Consider the following 14,515-nt stretch of genomic DNA (forward strand, 5'->3'; position numbering starts at 1 on the left):
CGAGGAGCGAAGCGACGAAGCAATCCAGCCCAGCGCTCGGAGCTGGATTGCTTCGCTCTGCTCGCCATGACGGCTGAGAGCTTCCAAGAATGAGCAAAAACCCCAGCCCCATCGAACTGCCATGCTGCTCGCCTTCAAAGCCAAGATTGCTCTCGCCGCGCTCGCGGGCTTCATCACGCCGCTTGCAGTGACACCGTTGGTGCTCGGCCATGGCGACCAGAACCTGGATGTCCGGCAGGCGGTGGTCGACGTCGCGCCGGGCGTGATGCGCTACCGGCTTGCGGGCGAATTCACCCGCGACGGCCGCCAGATCGAAGCGCCGCATGTCGACCTGCGGTTCGACCGGCCGCTGTCGATCATGCTGCATCAGGTCAGCGCGGCCGACCACCCACCCGGTGCCCGCCGGCACCGCGATCCGCGCCGATCGGCCCGCCGTGCAGGTGTCGTGGCAGGATGCGACGAGCTATGCCGATTGGCTGTCGCGCAAGACCGGCGCCCACTACCGGCTGCCGACCGATGCCGAGTGGGCGTTTGCGGCCGGCAGCCGGTTCAGGGACGACGGGCTGGCGGCGGAGACCGAAGATCCTGCGGTGCGCTGGATCGCGCGCTACGAGCGCGAATCCGATCGCGGCGATCTGTCGACCAGCCTGCGCAGCTTCGGCGGCTTCGGCGCCAACGAACGCGGCCTGCTCGATCTGGCCGGTAACGTCTGGGAATGGACCACGACCTGCTTCGACCGCACCGCGATCGACGCCGATGGCCGGGCGCAGGCCCGGACCGCCAATTGCGGGGTGCGGGTCGCCGAAGGCCGGCACCGCGCCTACGTGTCCGATTTCATCCGCGACGCCAAGGCCGGCGGCTGCTCGGCCGGGCTACCGCCGATCCACCTCGGTTTCCGCCTTGTGCGCGAACCGGATGCGCCGCTGGCATGGCTGCGCGAACAGTTGGGCCGTGCCATGGCGTCGGTGGGCATCTGAGCGCGGCCCAAGGCCGCGCACCACATTGACACGAATCAAACGGACCGGAGGCACGAGCTTCTAGCCTTGCGCATCGCGTGTCGCGCCCCGCAGGCGCCTCGACACGCGCTCCTGACTGGCCGCCCCGGCCGCTGCGCGGAGTTGCGCGATCTTGAATGCTCCCGATCTCACCCGCCCGCCGCTGACCATCCGGCGGATCAGCCTCGACACCGGCCGCGAGAATGTCGCGGTGATCTCCCGCCGCTCCCATGCGTTGCGTCCCGACGTGTTCCGCGGCTTCAGCCGCGTCGAGCTGCGGATCGGCGACAAAGTGCTGCTGGCGACGCTGATGATCACCGACGACGATGCGCTGATCGGTCCCGACGAACTCGGCCTGTCCGAGCCGGCGTTCCGCCGCTTCAGCGAGCCGGTCGGCAGCGCGGTGTCGGTGACGCCGGCGCGCTCACCGGCCAGCCTCGACGCGGTCCGCGCCAAGATCCAGGGCCACACCCTGTCGGCCACGGAGATCACCGCGATCGTCGATGATCTGGCGCACTTCCGCTACTCCGACATGGAAATCGCCGCGTTCCTGATCAGCGCCGCACGGTTCACCTCGACCGACGAATTGCTGGCGCTGGTCGGCGCGATGGCCTCGGTCGGCACCAAGCTGGTATGGGACACCCCGATCGTCGTCGACAAGCACTGCATCGGCGGCATTCCCGGCAACCGCACCACCATGGTGGTGGTGCCGATCGTCGCTGCGCACGGGCTGATGATTCCCAAGACCTCGTCGCGCGCCATCACCTCCCCGGCCGGCACCGCCGACACCATGGAGCTGCTGGCGCGGGTCGATCTCGACGTCGAGCAGATGAAACAAGTGGTGCACGCCTGCGGCGGCTGCCTGGTGTGGGGCGGCCACGTCAACCTGTCGCCCGCCGACGACATCCTGATCTCGGTCGAACGTCCGCTGAGTCTCGATACGCCCGAGCAGATGGTCGCCTCGATCATGTCGAAGAAGCTCGCCGCCGGCTCGACCCGGCTGCTGATCGACTTCCCGGTCGGCCCGTCGGCGAAGGTGGCGAACGCCAACGAGGCGATGCGGCTGCGCAAGCTGTTCGAATTCGTCGGCGATCATTTCGGCATCGGCGTCGAGGTGGTCACCACCGACGGTCGCCAGCCGATCGGCCGCGGCATCGGGCCGGTGCTGGAAGCCCGCGACGTGATGGCGGTTCTGGGCAACGAGCCGGACGCGCCCGCGGACTTGCGCGAGAAGTCGCTGCGGCTCGCGGCGCATCTTTTGGAGTATGATCCGAAGTTGCGCGGAGGCGCCGGCTATGCCCGCGCCAAAGAGCTGCTCGACAGCGGCGCTGCGCTGAAGAAGATGCAGCAGATCATCGACGCGCAGGGGCCGTCGCCCTGCCGTGTCGACCTCGGCGCGCACGCCGCCGACGTGCTGGCTTCCGCCGATGGCGTGGTCAACGGGATCGACTGCCTGCGCATCAACCGCCTCGCCCGCACCGCCGGCGCCCCGGTGGCCAAGGGTGCCGGAATCGACCTGTTCAAGAAGATCGGCGACCGCGTCGAAAAAGGCGAGCCACTGTACCGGGTGTATGCGTCCGACAGCGCCGAATTCGATCTGGCGCTGGCCGCGGCGCAGGCGGAGTCCGGCTTCTCGATCAATCATCACACCCCGGCAGACGTGGACCTGGTGTCGTGAGCGTCGCGCTGCGCTATCTGGACTCGGCGGCGGACGATGCCATTCGGCTCGCGGCGCGGCTCGGCGTGCCGGCGCATCTGATAACGCAGCACCGCTTTCCGGACGGCGAGATCGCCGTCAATGTCGGCCCCACAGCCGCGACCACGATCCTCTATCTGCCGCTCGATCAGCCCAACGATAAGCTGGTGACCATCCTGTTCGCCGCCGAAGCGCTGCGCCGCGAAGGCTGCACCCGGCTGGTGCTGCTGGCGCCGTATCTCTGCTACATGCGCCAGGACGTCGCGTTCCGCCCCGGCGACGCGATCAGCCAGAAGGCGATGGGCCGACTGCTGGCGAGCCTGGTCGACCGCGTCATCACCGTCGACCCGCATCTGCATCGCACGCCGCGGCTCAGCGACGTCTTCCCGGGGATCGCAGCCGATGAATTGTCGGCGATGCCGGCGATCGCCGCGGCGCTGCGCGGCACGCTCGATCCTGACACCGTGGTGGTCGGACCGGACTCCGAGTCGCAACAATGGGTTGATGCGCTCGCCGAACTGATCGGCACCCGATCGGCAGTGGCGCAGAAAATCCGCCATGGCGACCGATCGGTCGAAATCGCGTTCACTGATGCGAGCGCGGTGGCGGGCCGGCCGGCGCTGCTGGTCGACGACATCGTCTCGTCCGGCGGCACGCTGATCGCCTGCACGCGCGCGCTGCTCGGCGCCGGCGCAACGTCGGTCGACGCGGTGATCACCCACGCGCTGTTTCCACCGGCAATGCTGCGCGACTTCGCTTCCGCCGGAATCCGCAGCATCCGCTCCACCCACACCGTCCCGCACCCGACAAATGCGATTACGCTCGACGAACTATTCGTCGACGCCCTGCACACCGAGATCGGCAGGACGATCAAGGAGACCCGCGCATGAGCGTCACCATCAGGTTCTGCGGCGCCGCGCGCACCGTCACCGGCTCCTGCTATCTGTTCGAGACCAAGGGCAAGCGCTTCCTGGTCGATTGCGGCCTGTTCCAGGGCCAGAAGACGCTGAAGGAACTGAACTACGGCGCGTTTCCGTTCCGCCCGTCCGATATCGACGCGGTGCTGCTGACGCATGCCCATATCGATCACTGCGGCCTGCTGCCGAAGCTGGTGCGCGAGGGATTCAAAGGGCGGATCCTGGCGACCCGCGGCACCATTGATCTGTGCTCCTACATGCTGCCCGACGCGGGCAGCATCCAGGAGTCCGAAGTGATGATGCTGAACCGCCGCAACGCCGCGCGGGGGCGACCGGAGGTCAGCCCGATCTACACCCAGGCCGACGCAATCGCGACGCTGTCGTCGTTCTATCCGGTCGATTACCAGAGCTGGATCACCGTTGTTCCGGGCGTGCGCGCGCGGTTCTGGAACGCCGGCCACTTGCTCGGCTCGGCCTCGATCGAAATCGAGATCGACGGCGAGGGTCGCTCGTCGTCGGCGCTGCGGCTGCTCGCCTCCGGCGACATCGGCCCCGACGGCAAGCTGCTGCAACCCGACCCGGAAGCGCCGGCGCATTTCGACTACGTGCTCTGCGAGTCGACCTATGGCGACCGGACGCGCGAGCCGACTTCACCGCAACTCCGGCACGAACGGCTCGCCGCCGAAGTCAACGCCGCCGCCGCGGCGCGCGGCGCGCTGGTGATTCCGGCGTTCGCGGTCGAGCGCACCCAGGAGCTGATCGTCGACCTGATCGACCTGATGGAGAAGGGCAGCATCCCGAGCGCACCAGTGTTCCTGGATTCGCCGCTGGCAATCCGCGCCACCGAAGTATTCCGCCGCCACGCCGCCGATCTCGACGAAGACGTCGATGTCGAGCGGCTGCTCGCCTCGCCGCATCTGCGCTTCACCGAGACGGTGGAAGAGAGCAAATCGATCGCCAAGCTGAACGGCTTCCACATTATCATCGCCGCCAGCGGGATGTGCGATGCCGGCCGCATCCGCCATCATCTCAAGCGCTGGCTGTGCCGCTCGACCGGCACCGTGCTGCTGGTCGGTTATCAGGCCAACGGCACGCTCGGCCGCTTCCTCGAGGAAGGCGCCAAGGCGGTTCGGATCATGGGCGAGGAAGTCCGCGTCAAAGCCAAGATCCGCCGCATCGACGATTACTCCGGACATGCCGATGCCGGCGAACTGATACGCTGGATCACCGAGCGCCGGCCGATCGACCGCGGGCTGTTTCTCAGCCACGGCGAAGAAACAGCGATCGCAGCGCTGGCTGAGCGACTCGGCAGTGGCGTACTGCCGGCAGCGAAGATCATTCAGCCGCTGCTCGACGACGTCTACGAACTCGCCGCACCGGTACCGACCGTGCTCGACGGCAAACATCGCCGGCGGCTCGAGCCGGAGTCGGTCGTCAGGCTCGACTGGCACAACGAGATGTCAAAGCTGCTGCTCGATATCAACGCCAGCGTCGAAGCCGCCGCCGACGAACGCGCGCGCAGCGTGATCATTCGGCGCCTGCGCCGTGCGCTCGACGAGAACGGCAACGGCGCACATGCGGCGCGGCGATAGCCACGCCATCGCGGATCCCGGTGCCATGGTTTGAATACCATTTGTGCAAGGTTTGATTCACACTCGGCATTGGAACACCGCTACGCCTGCGAAATACGCGATTCGATTGCAGCTATTCGAATTGCAATCCCCTATGGGCTGTGTGCTAGATTATCTCGCAGATGCACAATCCGGGGGATGCTCGTGAGTGCGAACTATCATGTCGCCGAAGGCGACCAGAATGCGCTCGGTCAGTATCTGGTCGCCCGAACCGCCAGTTGCAGCGCCGACAGACGTCCGCATCTGCAGATCGCCTGCATTCATTGCGGCACCGAATACGTCGCCGCCGAGATCAATTTCCACAACTGCAAGTGTCCGGCCTGCCAGGGCGGCAACGGCCATCATCTGATCTGACCCGTTGGCGGGAGCCCTACGCGGTCTTCCAGCCGGGGCTCGTAGCAGCCCGAGAGCTCTATTTGGAATCGCTCTAATCGCGACATTGAGCCGCTGCACCGCCCCCTTGGGCTGGGCTACTGACAGGCGTTCTCGATTTTCGTCAGGAGCCTGCCGTATGAGCCGTTTGCGCGCCGCTGCCCTCGCATTTGCCGCCATTGTCGTGCCGTTTGCCGCCGGAGCCGCCGAGCAGGTGAATGTCTACACCTATCGGGAAACCAAACTGGTGCAGCCGCTGTTCGACGCCTTCACCAAGGACACCGGGATCGCCGTCAATGTGATCTCGGCCAGTTCCGGCCTGGAGCAGCGGATCAAGGCCGAGGGCGCCGAGAGCCCGGCCGACGTGCTGCTGACGGTCGACATCGGCCGAATCGACGATGCGGTCGCGGCCGGCATCAGCCAGCCGATCAATTCGGCGGTGATCGACGAGATCGTACCGGCCCAGTTCCGCGATCCCAACGGCCACTGGGCCGGGATCTCGATGCGGGCCCGGGTGATCTACGCCTCGAAGGACCGCGTCAAGCAGGAAACGATCACCTACGAGGAACTGGCCGATCCGAAGTGGAAGGGCAAGATCTGCATCCGCTCCGGCCAGCACATCTACAACAACGCGCTGTTCGCCGCCTATGTGGCCAAGCACGGCGAGGCCAAGGCCGAGGAATGGCTCCGCGGCCTGAAGGCCAATCTGGCGCAGAAGCCGTCGGGCGGCGACCGCGAGACCGCGCGCGACGTCGCTGCCGGCAAATGCGACCTCGGCATCGGCAATACCTACTACTGGGCATTGATGCAGAAGGACCCCGACAAGAAGGCCTGGGCCGACGCCACCCGCGTCGTGCTGCCGACGTTCGAAGGCGGCGGCACCCACGTCAACCTGTCCGGCGTGCTGCTGACCAAGAACGCGCCGAACAAGGCCAATGCGGTGAAACTGATCGAATGGCTCGCCGGCGAGAAGGCGCAGCAGATCTACGCTGACGCCAACTACGAGTACCCGATCCGCCCGGGCGTCGCGCTGAACCCGGTGATCGCCGGCTACGGCAAGCTGAAGCCCGATCCGCTGCCGATCGCCCAGATCGCCGCTAACCGCAAGGCGGCCGCAACGCTGGTCGACAAGGTCGGGTTCGACAACTGAACGCCATCACACCTCCACCGCAGGCAGACTTCCCTCATCCTGAGGAGCCCGGCGAAGCCCAGAGGGCGAAGCCGGGCGTCTCGAAGGATGAAGCCAAAGATCACGTCCTCATGGTTCGAGACGGCGCTACGCGCCTCCTCACCATGAGGACGGCGCCCAGTGCGTCCGATACCGAACTCGTCGTCCTCGCCGTCGCGCTCCTCACCGCCCTTCTCGTCGCCGCGCCCGTAATCAGCCTGGTGCTGATCGCACTGCAGCCTGCGGGCGAGGTGTGGTCGCATCTGATCGCCTACGTGCTGCCGCGCGCCGTCGGCGACACCGCGCTCTTGATCGCCGGCGTCGGCACCCTGACGCTGCTGATCGGGACCGGCACCGCCTGGCTGGTGTCGTCGCACGATTTTCCCGGCCGCGCGGCGCTGATCTGGCTGCTGCCGCTGCCGCTTTCGGTGCCGACCTATCTGTCGGCCTACGTCTATGTCGATCTGTTCGAACCGCTCGGCTTGGTGCATCGCGCGCTGTCGGCGCTGATGCCCCCGGCCGAGGCGGTGCAGTGGCTGCCGCAGATGCGTTCGCTCCCCGGCGCGATGCTGCTGCTGGCGCTGGTGCTGTATCCTTACGTGTATCTGTCGGCCCGCGCGGTGTTTCAGGCCCAGGGCACCGACGCGATCGAGGCCGCGCGAACGCTCGGCGCCGGCCGCTTCACCATCCTGTGCCGGGTGGTACTGCCGATGGCACGGCCTGCGCTTGCAGTCGGCGTCGCGCTCGCCGCGCTGGAGACGCTGAACGACATCGGCGCCTCGGAATATCTCGGCGTCCGCACCCTCACCGTCTCGGTGTTCACCACCTGGCTGAATCGCGGCAGCCTCGCCGGCGCCGCGCAGCTCTCGCTGGTGCTGCTCGGCTTCGCCGCGCTGTTGATCGCGATCGAGCGGATCGGCCGACGCAACGCCAGCGTCGAACTGTCGGCCGAAAGCCCGCGGCTGCGGTCGCGCACCCGGCTGGACGACGCGAAAGGCGGCCTCGCCACCGCGGCCTGCCTGTTGCCGCCGCTGTTCGGCTTCGTGCTGCCCGCCGGCTTTTTGCTCGGCGAGAGCGTGCGCCGCAGCCTGTCGATCGGGATCGACCCTGCGCTGTGGCGCGACGCCCTGCACACGGTGACGCTGGCCGCTCTGGCAACCGTGATCGCGCTGGCGCTCGGGCTGATCGTGGTGCTGGCCGCGCGCTGGCGGGAGGAGCGAGCGACCCGCGCGACCGTCACAGTCACCCAGCTCGGTTACGCCCTTCCGGGCCTGGTGCTGGCGCTCGGGCTGCTGACGCCGGTGCTGGTGATCGACGGCACCGTCGCCAATATGTTCCGCGCCTTCGGTTACCCGTCGCCCGGCCTGATCCTGATGAGCACCGGGGGCGCCGTGGTGGCCGCCTATGTGATCCGCTTTCTCGCGGTGCCGACCGGGCTGCTCAAGGCCGGATTCGATCGGATTCCGCGCGACTATGACGACTCCGCCCGCGCCGCCGGTGCCGGCCGTCTGATCACGCTGTGGAAGATCGACCTGCCGCTGCTGCGCCCGGCGCTGGTCGGCGCTGCGATCCTGGTGTTCGTCGACTGTCTGAAAGAGCTGCCGGCGACGCTGCTGCTGCGGCCGCTGAACGTCGAGACGCTGTCGACCTCGATCTACCAATACGCCAGCCGCGGCAGCTTCGAGGATGGCGCGCTGGCGGCCCTGATCATCGTCGCCGCCAGCATTCCGCCCGTGATCTGGCTGACGCGGTTCTCCGACCTGCCGGAATGAACCCTATCGGAAAGAGCGGAGCGCCACGCTGCCGCCGTCATCCCGTGGATCATGGCTCGGGAACCCCTGTGCTGCGGCGATCCGCAGCACCGGCTGGCCCTGCCCCGTCCGCGACCGTATAATTCGCCCGATGAAGCAAGCTCGGATCTGTTCTGCCGCCGCCCGATGCGGCCTCGTTCTCGCCTTGTCGCTCGGCGCTACCGCGTCGGCGTCGGCGCAGGTGGCACCGATCCGCTACTGGATCCCCGGTGGGCCGTTCGGCTTCGGCGGCGGCACCACCGAGAGCTGGCGCGCACTGAGCTGGGGCGACGTCCCTGGGTTCACCACCGAGACCGACGAGAACGGCGAACCGCGCAGTGGCTTCGTTGCCCGCAGCTACAGTGCCCCGGTCGGGCCGTTGACCGGCAGCTTCGGCTGGAACAGCCCGGGCGGCGCCGGCGCATTCGGCAATTTCGGCTCGCTCGCCGCAGAGGGCTCGCAATACGGTTACCGCTTCAAGGGCGTCGGCGACTTGCCAGTGACGCTGTTCGGCAGCGTCGACAGTCTGAAGTACAAGCCGGACGTGTTCACGGCGCTGACCTCGCCGGGCTTCGCCAGCAGCAACACCGCCGCCACCAGCGTCAACGCCGGGATCGAGATCAAGCCGACCTCCAATGTCAGCCTGTCGTTCTCGGCCGGCTACACCCAGTACAACGGCACCACCGACAGCGACATCCGCTCCAACCTGCTGCCCGGCGAATCGCCGATGTTCTCAGGCGGCCGGCGCTAGGAAATCCAGCACTGCGCGGTTGATCGCATCCGCCTCGGTCACGGTGACGCCGTGGCCGCCTTCCGGCATCAGCACGAATTCAGCAGATGGCAGGCCGGCGGCGAGATGCTGCGAGCACGTCCACGGTACCAGCGTGTCGTCCTTGCTCGCCAGCACCAGCGTCGAATGATGAATCTCGTCGAGCCGGGCCGCGACATCGAAAGCCAGCAAAGCCGCGATCCGCCGCTCGATATTGTCGGCACCCTGGAAGTGGCGAACCCCATGAGCTTCCTCTTCCGCCACCCGCGCGGCGTTCGCGACCATCCAGGCCGGAGGATAAAGAAAGATCGGCTGCGCCCGAACATAGGCTTCGACGCCGACACCGCGCAGCAGGTCTCGGCGCACGTCGAAGCAGCGCTTGGTGTGCGGATTGGGCGCGGCCCAGGCGTTGACCAGCACGAGCCGATCAAGCATCTGCGGCGCGCGCAGAGCGAGTTCGAGCCCGACCAGCCCGCCGAGCGCGTGGCCCATGAAGTGACAGCGTTCGATCTGCTGCGCCTGCAACAGCGCGATCACTTCATCGGCCATGTCGCCGATGCTGTAGCCGTCGGGCAGTGTCGCCGGATTGCGCCCGGTGCCGCGATGATCGTACAACACGACGCGATACTGCTGCGCCAGCGCTTCGATCTGTGGCAGCCAGAAAGCGCCAGCGCCGCCGAGCCCGGCCGACAGCACGATGGTCGGGGCGTCCGGCTCGGGGCGCCCGACGATCTCCGCGGCCAGCATCGAACCTTGCTGCCCGGTCATGCCGCGAGATCGATGCCGAGTTCGGACCAGATCGTCTCGTACAGCGCAGTGAATTCCGGCAGCTTGCGGATCTTCAGCGGATGGCGCTGCTCCGGCGCGATGTGCACTGGATGGATCGATTTCACCCGGCCCGGGCGGCTGGTGATGACGACGATGCGGTCCGCCATGGTGATCGCCTCGCCGACATCGTGGGTGACCAGGACGACACTGCATTGCCGCTCGCGGATAATGCGCAACACGTCGCTCTGCAGCACCAGCCGGGTCTGGCTGTCGAGCGCCGAGAACGGCTCGTCGAGCAGGATCACGTCCGGACTGAAGGCAAGCGTGCGCATGAACGCTACGCGCTGGCGCATCCCGCCAGACAGCTCCGACGGATAGCTGTGCTCGAAACCCTTGAGGCCGTAATTTTCGATCAGCTCGTGGGCGATCGCCTCGGCCTTCTTGCGCGGCATGTTGCGGACCTGCAGCCCGACGATCACGTTGTCGATCACGGTACGCCAGGGCAGCAGCAGGTCCTTCTGCAGCATGTAGCCGACATGGCCGGTGGCGCTGTGGACCGGCTCGCCGTTGACCTCGACCCGGCCGCCGGTCGGTTCCAGCAGCCCGGCGATGATGTTGAACAGGGTGGTCTTGCCGCAGCCGGACGGGCCGACGATGGCGACGATCTCGCCACGATGGACCTGAAATCCGATATTGGCGATCGCGGTCACCGGCGCCGCATTGGCGACGTCGAAGGTCATGCCGACGTTCTCGGCGTTGAGCACGATGTGGGCGTCAGACATGGGCGTAGGTTCCGATCGGATGAGCGGCCAGGAAGTCGAGCGTGAGGTTGTTGAAGGCAACCGGCTCGACGCGGGAGAAGGCGTGGCCGCCGCGCGGCAGCTGGACGAGCTCGGCGCCCGCGATGCGCGCGGCAATAAGTTCCGACGAATACGGCGGCGTCAGGATGTCGTCCTGCGCGACAAGTACCATCGTGGGGCAGCGGATCTTGTCCAGATAGCGCAGCCCGTCGAACGCCATGATGCCGGCAGCGCGCGCATCCATGATGCTGCGCGACGGCGTCGCGGCCACGGCAACCGCGATCTCGCGGTCCAGCTCGGCCCGATGGTCGCGCACGTAGTAGGGCGGATACAGGAAAAGCGGCGTAGCGCGATGATACTCCGCTTCGCCCATGCCGCTCAGGATGCGCCGGCGCAGACTGAGGCAACTCTCCATTTGCGCGTCGAGCTCGGCCCAGGTCGCGTACAGCACCAAGCTGGCGATCCGCTCCGGCGCCTTGGCGCCGAGCACGATCCCCATCGCGCCGCCGGTCGAATGGCCGACCAGATGTGCCTTGTCGATATCCAGGCGATCCATCAGCCGCAGCAAGTCGTCAGCGAGCAGCTCGACCGAATATTCCATCTCGGAGCGGGTGCTGCCACCGGTGCCGCGATGATCGTGCAGCACCACCTGATGACGCGCCGCGAAGGCGTCCACATTGGGCCCCCAGTAACCGGCGGATCCGCCGAGGCCGGCGACCAGCAGCACCGGCTCACCGGAGCCGACGACCTCGTAGCGTAGTGCAATGTCCGACAATTGAGCGATCGGCATCTTCAGAACCTCAGCGCCACTTCATCCGGTGCTCGACCCAGCCGACGAGGCCGTCGAGCAGCAGCGCCAGCAGCATCAATGCGAGAATGCCGCCCCACACCGCGTTGAGATTGTACAACGTACCGGCGTAGTAGATCTGATAGCCGAGCCCCTGATCGGCCGAGATGTATTCGCCGACCACCGCGCCGATCATCGCGAAGCCGATGTTGAGTCGAAACGCGGAGGCGATCCACGGCAGCGATCCGGGCGCGATCACGATACGAAACATCTGAAACCGGCTGGCGCCGAGCGCCTTGAGCATCTTCAGATAGTCGCCATCGATTTCCTGCGTGCCGGCATAGCTGGTGATCATCGCAACGATGAAAGTGATGATGGCGGCGACCGCGATCTTGGATTCGATGCCGACGCCGAACCACACCACGATCAGCGGCGCCAGCGCGATCTTCGGCAGGCCGTTGAGTGCGATCAAGAGTGGCCGTAGCACGGCGGCCGCGGTCGGTGACAGCCACAACAGCAGGCCGGCGGCGGAGCCGGCGATGCTGCCGATCAGGAATCCGAGAATCGATTCCTTGGCAGTGACCCAGGTGTCGTTGAGCAGTGAGCCGGTGGTGAGCCCCTTGGCCAGCTCTCGCCAGATGCCGGTCGGTTGGCCGTAGAGATAGACCTTGATCCACTCGGCGCGGATCGCGATCTCCCACAGCAACAGGAAGCCACCGATCAGCAGCAATTGCAGAAAGAAGATCCTGCCCCGCGCAAGCCACGGCGCGGAGATCGAGCGTTGCGAGGCTTTGGCCGGCTTCCGATCGGCTGTCTGCTCGGGCATGCGACCCATGATCTCCGCATTGGCCATGGTCAGGTTCCGACGTAAGCGGTGGTGGCGATCTCGACCAGGAATTCCGGGCGCACCAACGGGCTCTGGATGCAGTAACGCGCTGGCGGAGTCTCCGGGAAGTACTCCTTGTAGACGGCATTCATCGCCGCGTAGTCGGCGAGGTCCTTCAGGAAGATCTGGTTGAACACAACGTCCTTCAGCGTGCCGCCGCCGGCCTCGACCACCGACTTGATCGACTCCAGCACGAACCGGGTCTGCGCGGTGGCGTCGCCGGCACCGACGGCCTCGCCGTTGGGACCGATCGCCAGCGTACCGGAAACATAGATGAATCCGCCGGCCTTGGTACCGGGGCTATAGGGCGCGAGCGGCGGCGGCGAGCCCGGCGGAATGATGACTTCGAACGGCATGGACACTCCTTGGTTGTCGAAGGCGAAATTCAGGCGGCGATGCTGGAAGCGAGCGCCTGGGCGACGTCGTCGACGGTCGAGCTCCAGCCGAAGAAGCTCTCGACATTGTAGATCGTCGCCTGCTGGCAGAACTCCGGCCCGGCCTGGTAGCAGGCGTCGCGCACCAGAACTGGGAAGTATTCCCTGAAGAACGCGTCGCGGATGGTCGACTCGACGCACACATTGGTGGCGACGCCGCACACCAGCACCGTGTCGATCCTTCGGCTGCGCAACAGGCTGTCGAGTGCGGTGCCGGCGAAGCCGCTGTAGCGCGGCTTCGGCACCAACAGATCGTCGGGCTGCGGCTTCAGCTCCTGGACCAGCTCGTAGTCCCAGCCGCCGCGGGTCAGCAGCTTGCCGGCCAGTTCGGGCCGGCTGCGCATCAGCTTCAGCGAATTGCCCTTACGCTGATTGACCGAATTCGGACCGCCGGCCTCCTTCAGCGCCGGATCCCAGCCGTTCTGCAGCCACACCACCTGGATGCCGGAGCCGCGGGCGATCGATATCAACCTGGCGATGGCGGGAATGACCTTCTGGGTCGGCGTCAGGTCGACGCCGAGATGCGAGAAGTAACCACCCGGCGAACAGTAACCGTTCTGCATGTCGACGACGATCAGCGCAGTGGCGGCGGCGTCGAAATCGACGGATTCGGGACGGGCGGACAATTGCTTGGACATGATGCTCTCGATTTTCAGCCGGCCTTGCCGACCTTGGCGGTCGCCTTTTCGGCGAAGCTGTTGTCGACCATTTCTTCGTAGGGCAGGGCGGACTTGATCGAGCCGCCGGCGAGTTCGAACGCCATGTCGGCGTCCCACTCGGCCTTGGAAATGGTCGGGTTCTTCGGAATGGCGGCCGAGTTGCCGAGCAGATTGTCGGCCGCGGAGCGGATCACCGACTCGCCGACCTGCGGGAATTCGGCGACCGAGGCTTTGACGAACAGCTCGCGATCGGTCTGTAGCGCCGCCTGGGCCTCGGCCAGCGCGTCGCAGAACGCCTGCACCATCGCCGGGTCCTTCTCGATCACGCTCTTCTGCGTCATCGCGGTGGTCCAGGACAGCGGACCGATGATGTCGGCGAAGGCGAACACCGGCTCGAGGCCGAACTTCTCCTTGGCGATCGAGACGTCCCATTCGAACATCGTGGCGAACTCGGCGCGGCCGTCGAGCACGGCCTGAGCCTGCGCGCCCTGCGGTAGCTGCAGGAATTTGACGCCGCTCGGCTCCGGATCGAAGCCGCCGCGGTCCTTCATGGCGAAGGTCGGAGTCTGGATGGTCGAGGACGGGAAGCGCAGCGTGGCGATGGTCTTGCCCTTGAAGTCGGCGATGCTGCCGACCTTGGTGCCGGGCTTGGCGACCGCCCACATCGCGACGCCGCCGACCACCTTGGCGATGTTGCTGACCTTGGCGCCCTCGTTGACCGCGTTGACGGACATGCCCGCGCCGGTGACCGCGAAGCTGGCATTGCCCGACAGCACCACCGGCAGCGCCAGCGCGATGCCGCCCGCCGAGCTGACGGCGACGTCGAGCCCGTGCTTGTTGAAG

Annotated in this window: 14 protein-coding genes and 1 pseudogene; 8 read left to right on the top strand and 7 right to left on the bottom strand. The window is 66.6% G+C overall.

From position 1 onward, the window contains the following. Positions 1-121: 121 nt before the first annotated feature. The 8 genes and pseudogenes from DU475_RS10415 (at position 122) to DU475_RS10450 (ending at position 9,320) form a co-directional block, all read left to right on the top strand. A pseudogene (locus tag DU475_RS10415) lies at positions 122-977 on the top strand (formylglycine-generating enzyme family protein). Positions 978-1,128: 151 nt separating this feature from the next. Beyond that, a complete protein-coding gene (locus DU475_RS10420; RefSeq protein WP_047308073.1) occupies positions 1,129-2,673 on the top strand; it encodes a thymidine phosphorylase family protein in 1,545 nt (514 codons plus the stop codon). After that, the gene (locus DU475_RS10425) at positions 2,670-3,581 is read left to right on the top strand and encodes a ribose-phosphate pyrophosphokinase (protein WP_164632083.1); all 912 of its coding nucleotides are present in this window, start codon (positions 2,670-2,672) and stop codon (positions 3,579-3,581) included. The genes DU475_RS10420 and DU475_RS10425 overlap by 4 nt, the downstream gene beginning before the upstream one ends. After that, the gene (locus DU475_RS10430; RefSeq protein WP_142883390.1) at positions 3,578-5,200 is read left to right on the top strand and encodes an MBL fold metallo-hydrolase; all 1,623 of its coding nucleotides are present in this window, start codon (positions 3,578-3,580) and stop codon (positions 5,198-5,200) included. Before DU475_RS10425 ends, DU475_RS10430 begins: the two co-directional genes overlap by 4 nt. Positions 5,201-5,377: 177 nt before the next feature. Next, positions 5,378-5,593, top strand: a complete 216-nt coding sequence (locus DU475_RS10435; RefSeq protein ID WP_047308076.1) for a hypothetical protein — start codon at positions 5,378-5,380, stop codon at positions 5,591-5,593. Positions 5,594-5,750: 157 nt separating this feature from the next. Then, positions 5,751-6,761: a Fe(3+) ABC transporter substrate-binding protein gene (locus tag DU475_RS10440; protein ID WP_013504011.1), complete on the top strand. Its 1,011-nt coding sequence runs from the start codon at positions 5,751-5,753 to the stop codon at positions 6,759-6,761. A gap of 143 nt (positions 6,762-6,904) precedes the next feature. Next, positions 6,905-8,551, top strand: coding sequence for an ABC transporter permease (locus DU475_RS10445; RefSeq protein ID WP_164632085.1), 1,647 nt, complete (start codon positions 6,905-6,907; stop codon positions 8,549-8,551). Between the two features lie 130 nt (positions 8,552-8,681). After that, positions 8,682-9,320 carry a hypothetical protein gene (locus DU475_RS10450; RefSeq protein ID WP_164632087.1) on the top strand — a complete coding sequence of 213 codons (639 nt, stop codon included), beginning with the start codon at positions 8,682-8,684 and terminating at the stop codon, positions 9,318-9,320. On the opposite strand, the gene rutD is transcribed toward DU475_RS10450, so the two are convergent. The 7 genes from rutD to DU475_RS10485 all read right to left on the bottom strand — a co-directional run. Next, positions 9,303-10,085: a pyrimidine utilization protein D gene (rutD, locus tag DU475_RS10455; RefSeq protein ID WP_164632096.1), complete on the bottom strand. Its 783-nt coding sequence runs from the start codon at positions 10,083-10,085 to the stop codon at positions 9,303-9,305. The two genes, DU475_RS10450 and rutD, sit on opposite strands and share 18 nt — an antisense overlap. A 17-nt stretch (positions 10,086-10,102) precedes the next feature. After that, positions 10,103-10,888 carry an ABC transporter ATP-binding protein gene (locus DU475_RS10460; protein ID WP_013504015.1) on the bottom strand — a complete coding sequence of 262 codons (786 nt, stop codon included), beginning with the start codon at positions 10,886-10,888 and terminating at the stop codon, positions 10,103-10,105. Continuing rightward, a complete protein-coding gene (locus DU475_RS10465) occupies positions 10,881-11,633 on the bottom strand; it encodes an alpha/beta fold hydrolase (RefSeq protein WP_164632089.1) in 753 nt (250 codons plus the stop codon). Before DU475_RS10465 ends, DU475_RS10460 begins: the two co-directional genes overlap by 8 nt. 73 nt (positions 11,634-11,706) lie before the next feature. Further along, positions 11,707-12,519: an ABC transporter permease gene (locus DU475_RS10470; RefSeq protein WP_246700298.1), complete on the bottom strand. Its 813-nt coding sequence runs from the start codon at positions 12,517-12,519 to the stop codon at positions 11,707-11,709. Between the two features lie 29 nt (positions 12,520-12,548). Further along, positions 12,549-12,935 (bottom strand): pyrimidine utilization protein C, encoded by a 387-nt coding sequence (gene rutC / locus DU475_RS10475; protein WP_164632091.1) that lies wholly within the window; start codon positions 12,933-12,935, stop codon positions 12,549-12,551. Positions 12,936-12,964: 29 nt separating this feature from the next. Further along, on the bottom strand, positions 12,965-13,651 hold the full coding sequence (locus DU475_RS10480) for an isochorismatase family protein (protein ID WP_142883393.1): 687 nt from the start codon (positions 13,649-13,651) through the stop codon (positions 12,965-12,967). Positions 13,652-13,665: 14 nt separating this feature from the next. Continuing rightward, on the bottom strand, positions 13,666-14,515 hold an 850-nt coding region (locus DU475_RS10485), incomplete at its 5' end, for an ABC transporter substrate-binding protein (protein ID WP_164632093.1).

Source organism: Rhodopseudomonas sp. WA056, assembly GCF_010906995.1.
GTDB lineage: Bacteria > Pseudomonadota > Alphaproteobacteria > Rhizobiales > Xanthobacteraceae > Rhodopseudomonas > Rhodopseudomonas palustris_G.

Coding starts and splice junctions, on each gene's coding strand:
- DU475_RS10470 (WP_246700298.1), bottom strand. CDS start 12,519: ATGCCCGAGCAGACAGCCGATCGGAAGCCGGCCAAAGCCTCGCAACGC.
- rutD (WP_164632096.1), bottom strand. CDS start 10,085: ATGCTGGCCGCGGAGATCGTCGGGCGCCCCGAGCCGGACGCCCCGACC.
- DU475_RS10440 (WP_013504011.1), top strand. CDS start 5,751: ATGAGCCGTTTGCGCGCCGCTGCCCTCGCATTTGCCGCCATTGTCGTG.
- DU475_RS10480 (WP_142883393.1), bottom strand. CDS start 13,651: ATGTCCAAGCAATTGTCCGCCCGTCCCGAATCCGTCGATTTCGACGCC.
- DU475_RS10445 (WP_164632085.1), top strand. CDS start 6,905: ATGAGGACGGCGCCCAGTGCGTCCGATACCGAACTCGTCGTCCTCGCC.
- DU475_RS10460 (WP_013504015.1), bottom strand. CDS start 10,888: ATGTCTGACGCCCACATCGTGCTCAACGCCGAGAACGTCGGCATGACC.
- DU475_RS10450 (WP_164632087.1), top strand. CDS start 8,682: ATGAAGCAAGCTCGGATCTGTTCTGCCGCCGCCCGATGCGGCCTCGTT.
- DU475_RS10430 (WP_142883390.1), top strand. CDS start 3,578: ATGAGCGTCACCATCAGGTTCTGCGGCGCCGCGCGCACCGTCACCGGC.
- rutC (WP_164632091.1), bottom strand. CDS start 12,935: ATGCCGTTCGAAGTCATCATTCCGCCGGGCTCGCCGCCGCCGCTCGCG.
- DU475_RS10435 (WP_047308076.1), top strand. CDS start 5,378: ATGCTCGTGAGTGCGAACTATCATGTCGCCGAAGGCGACCAGAATGCG.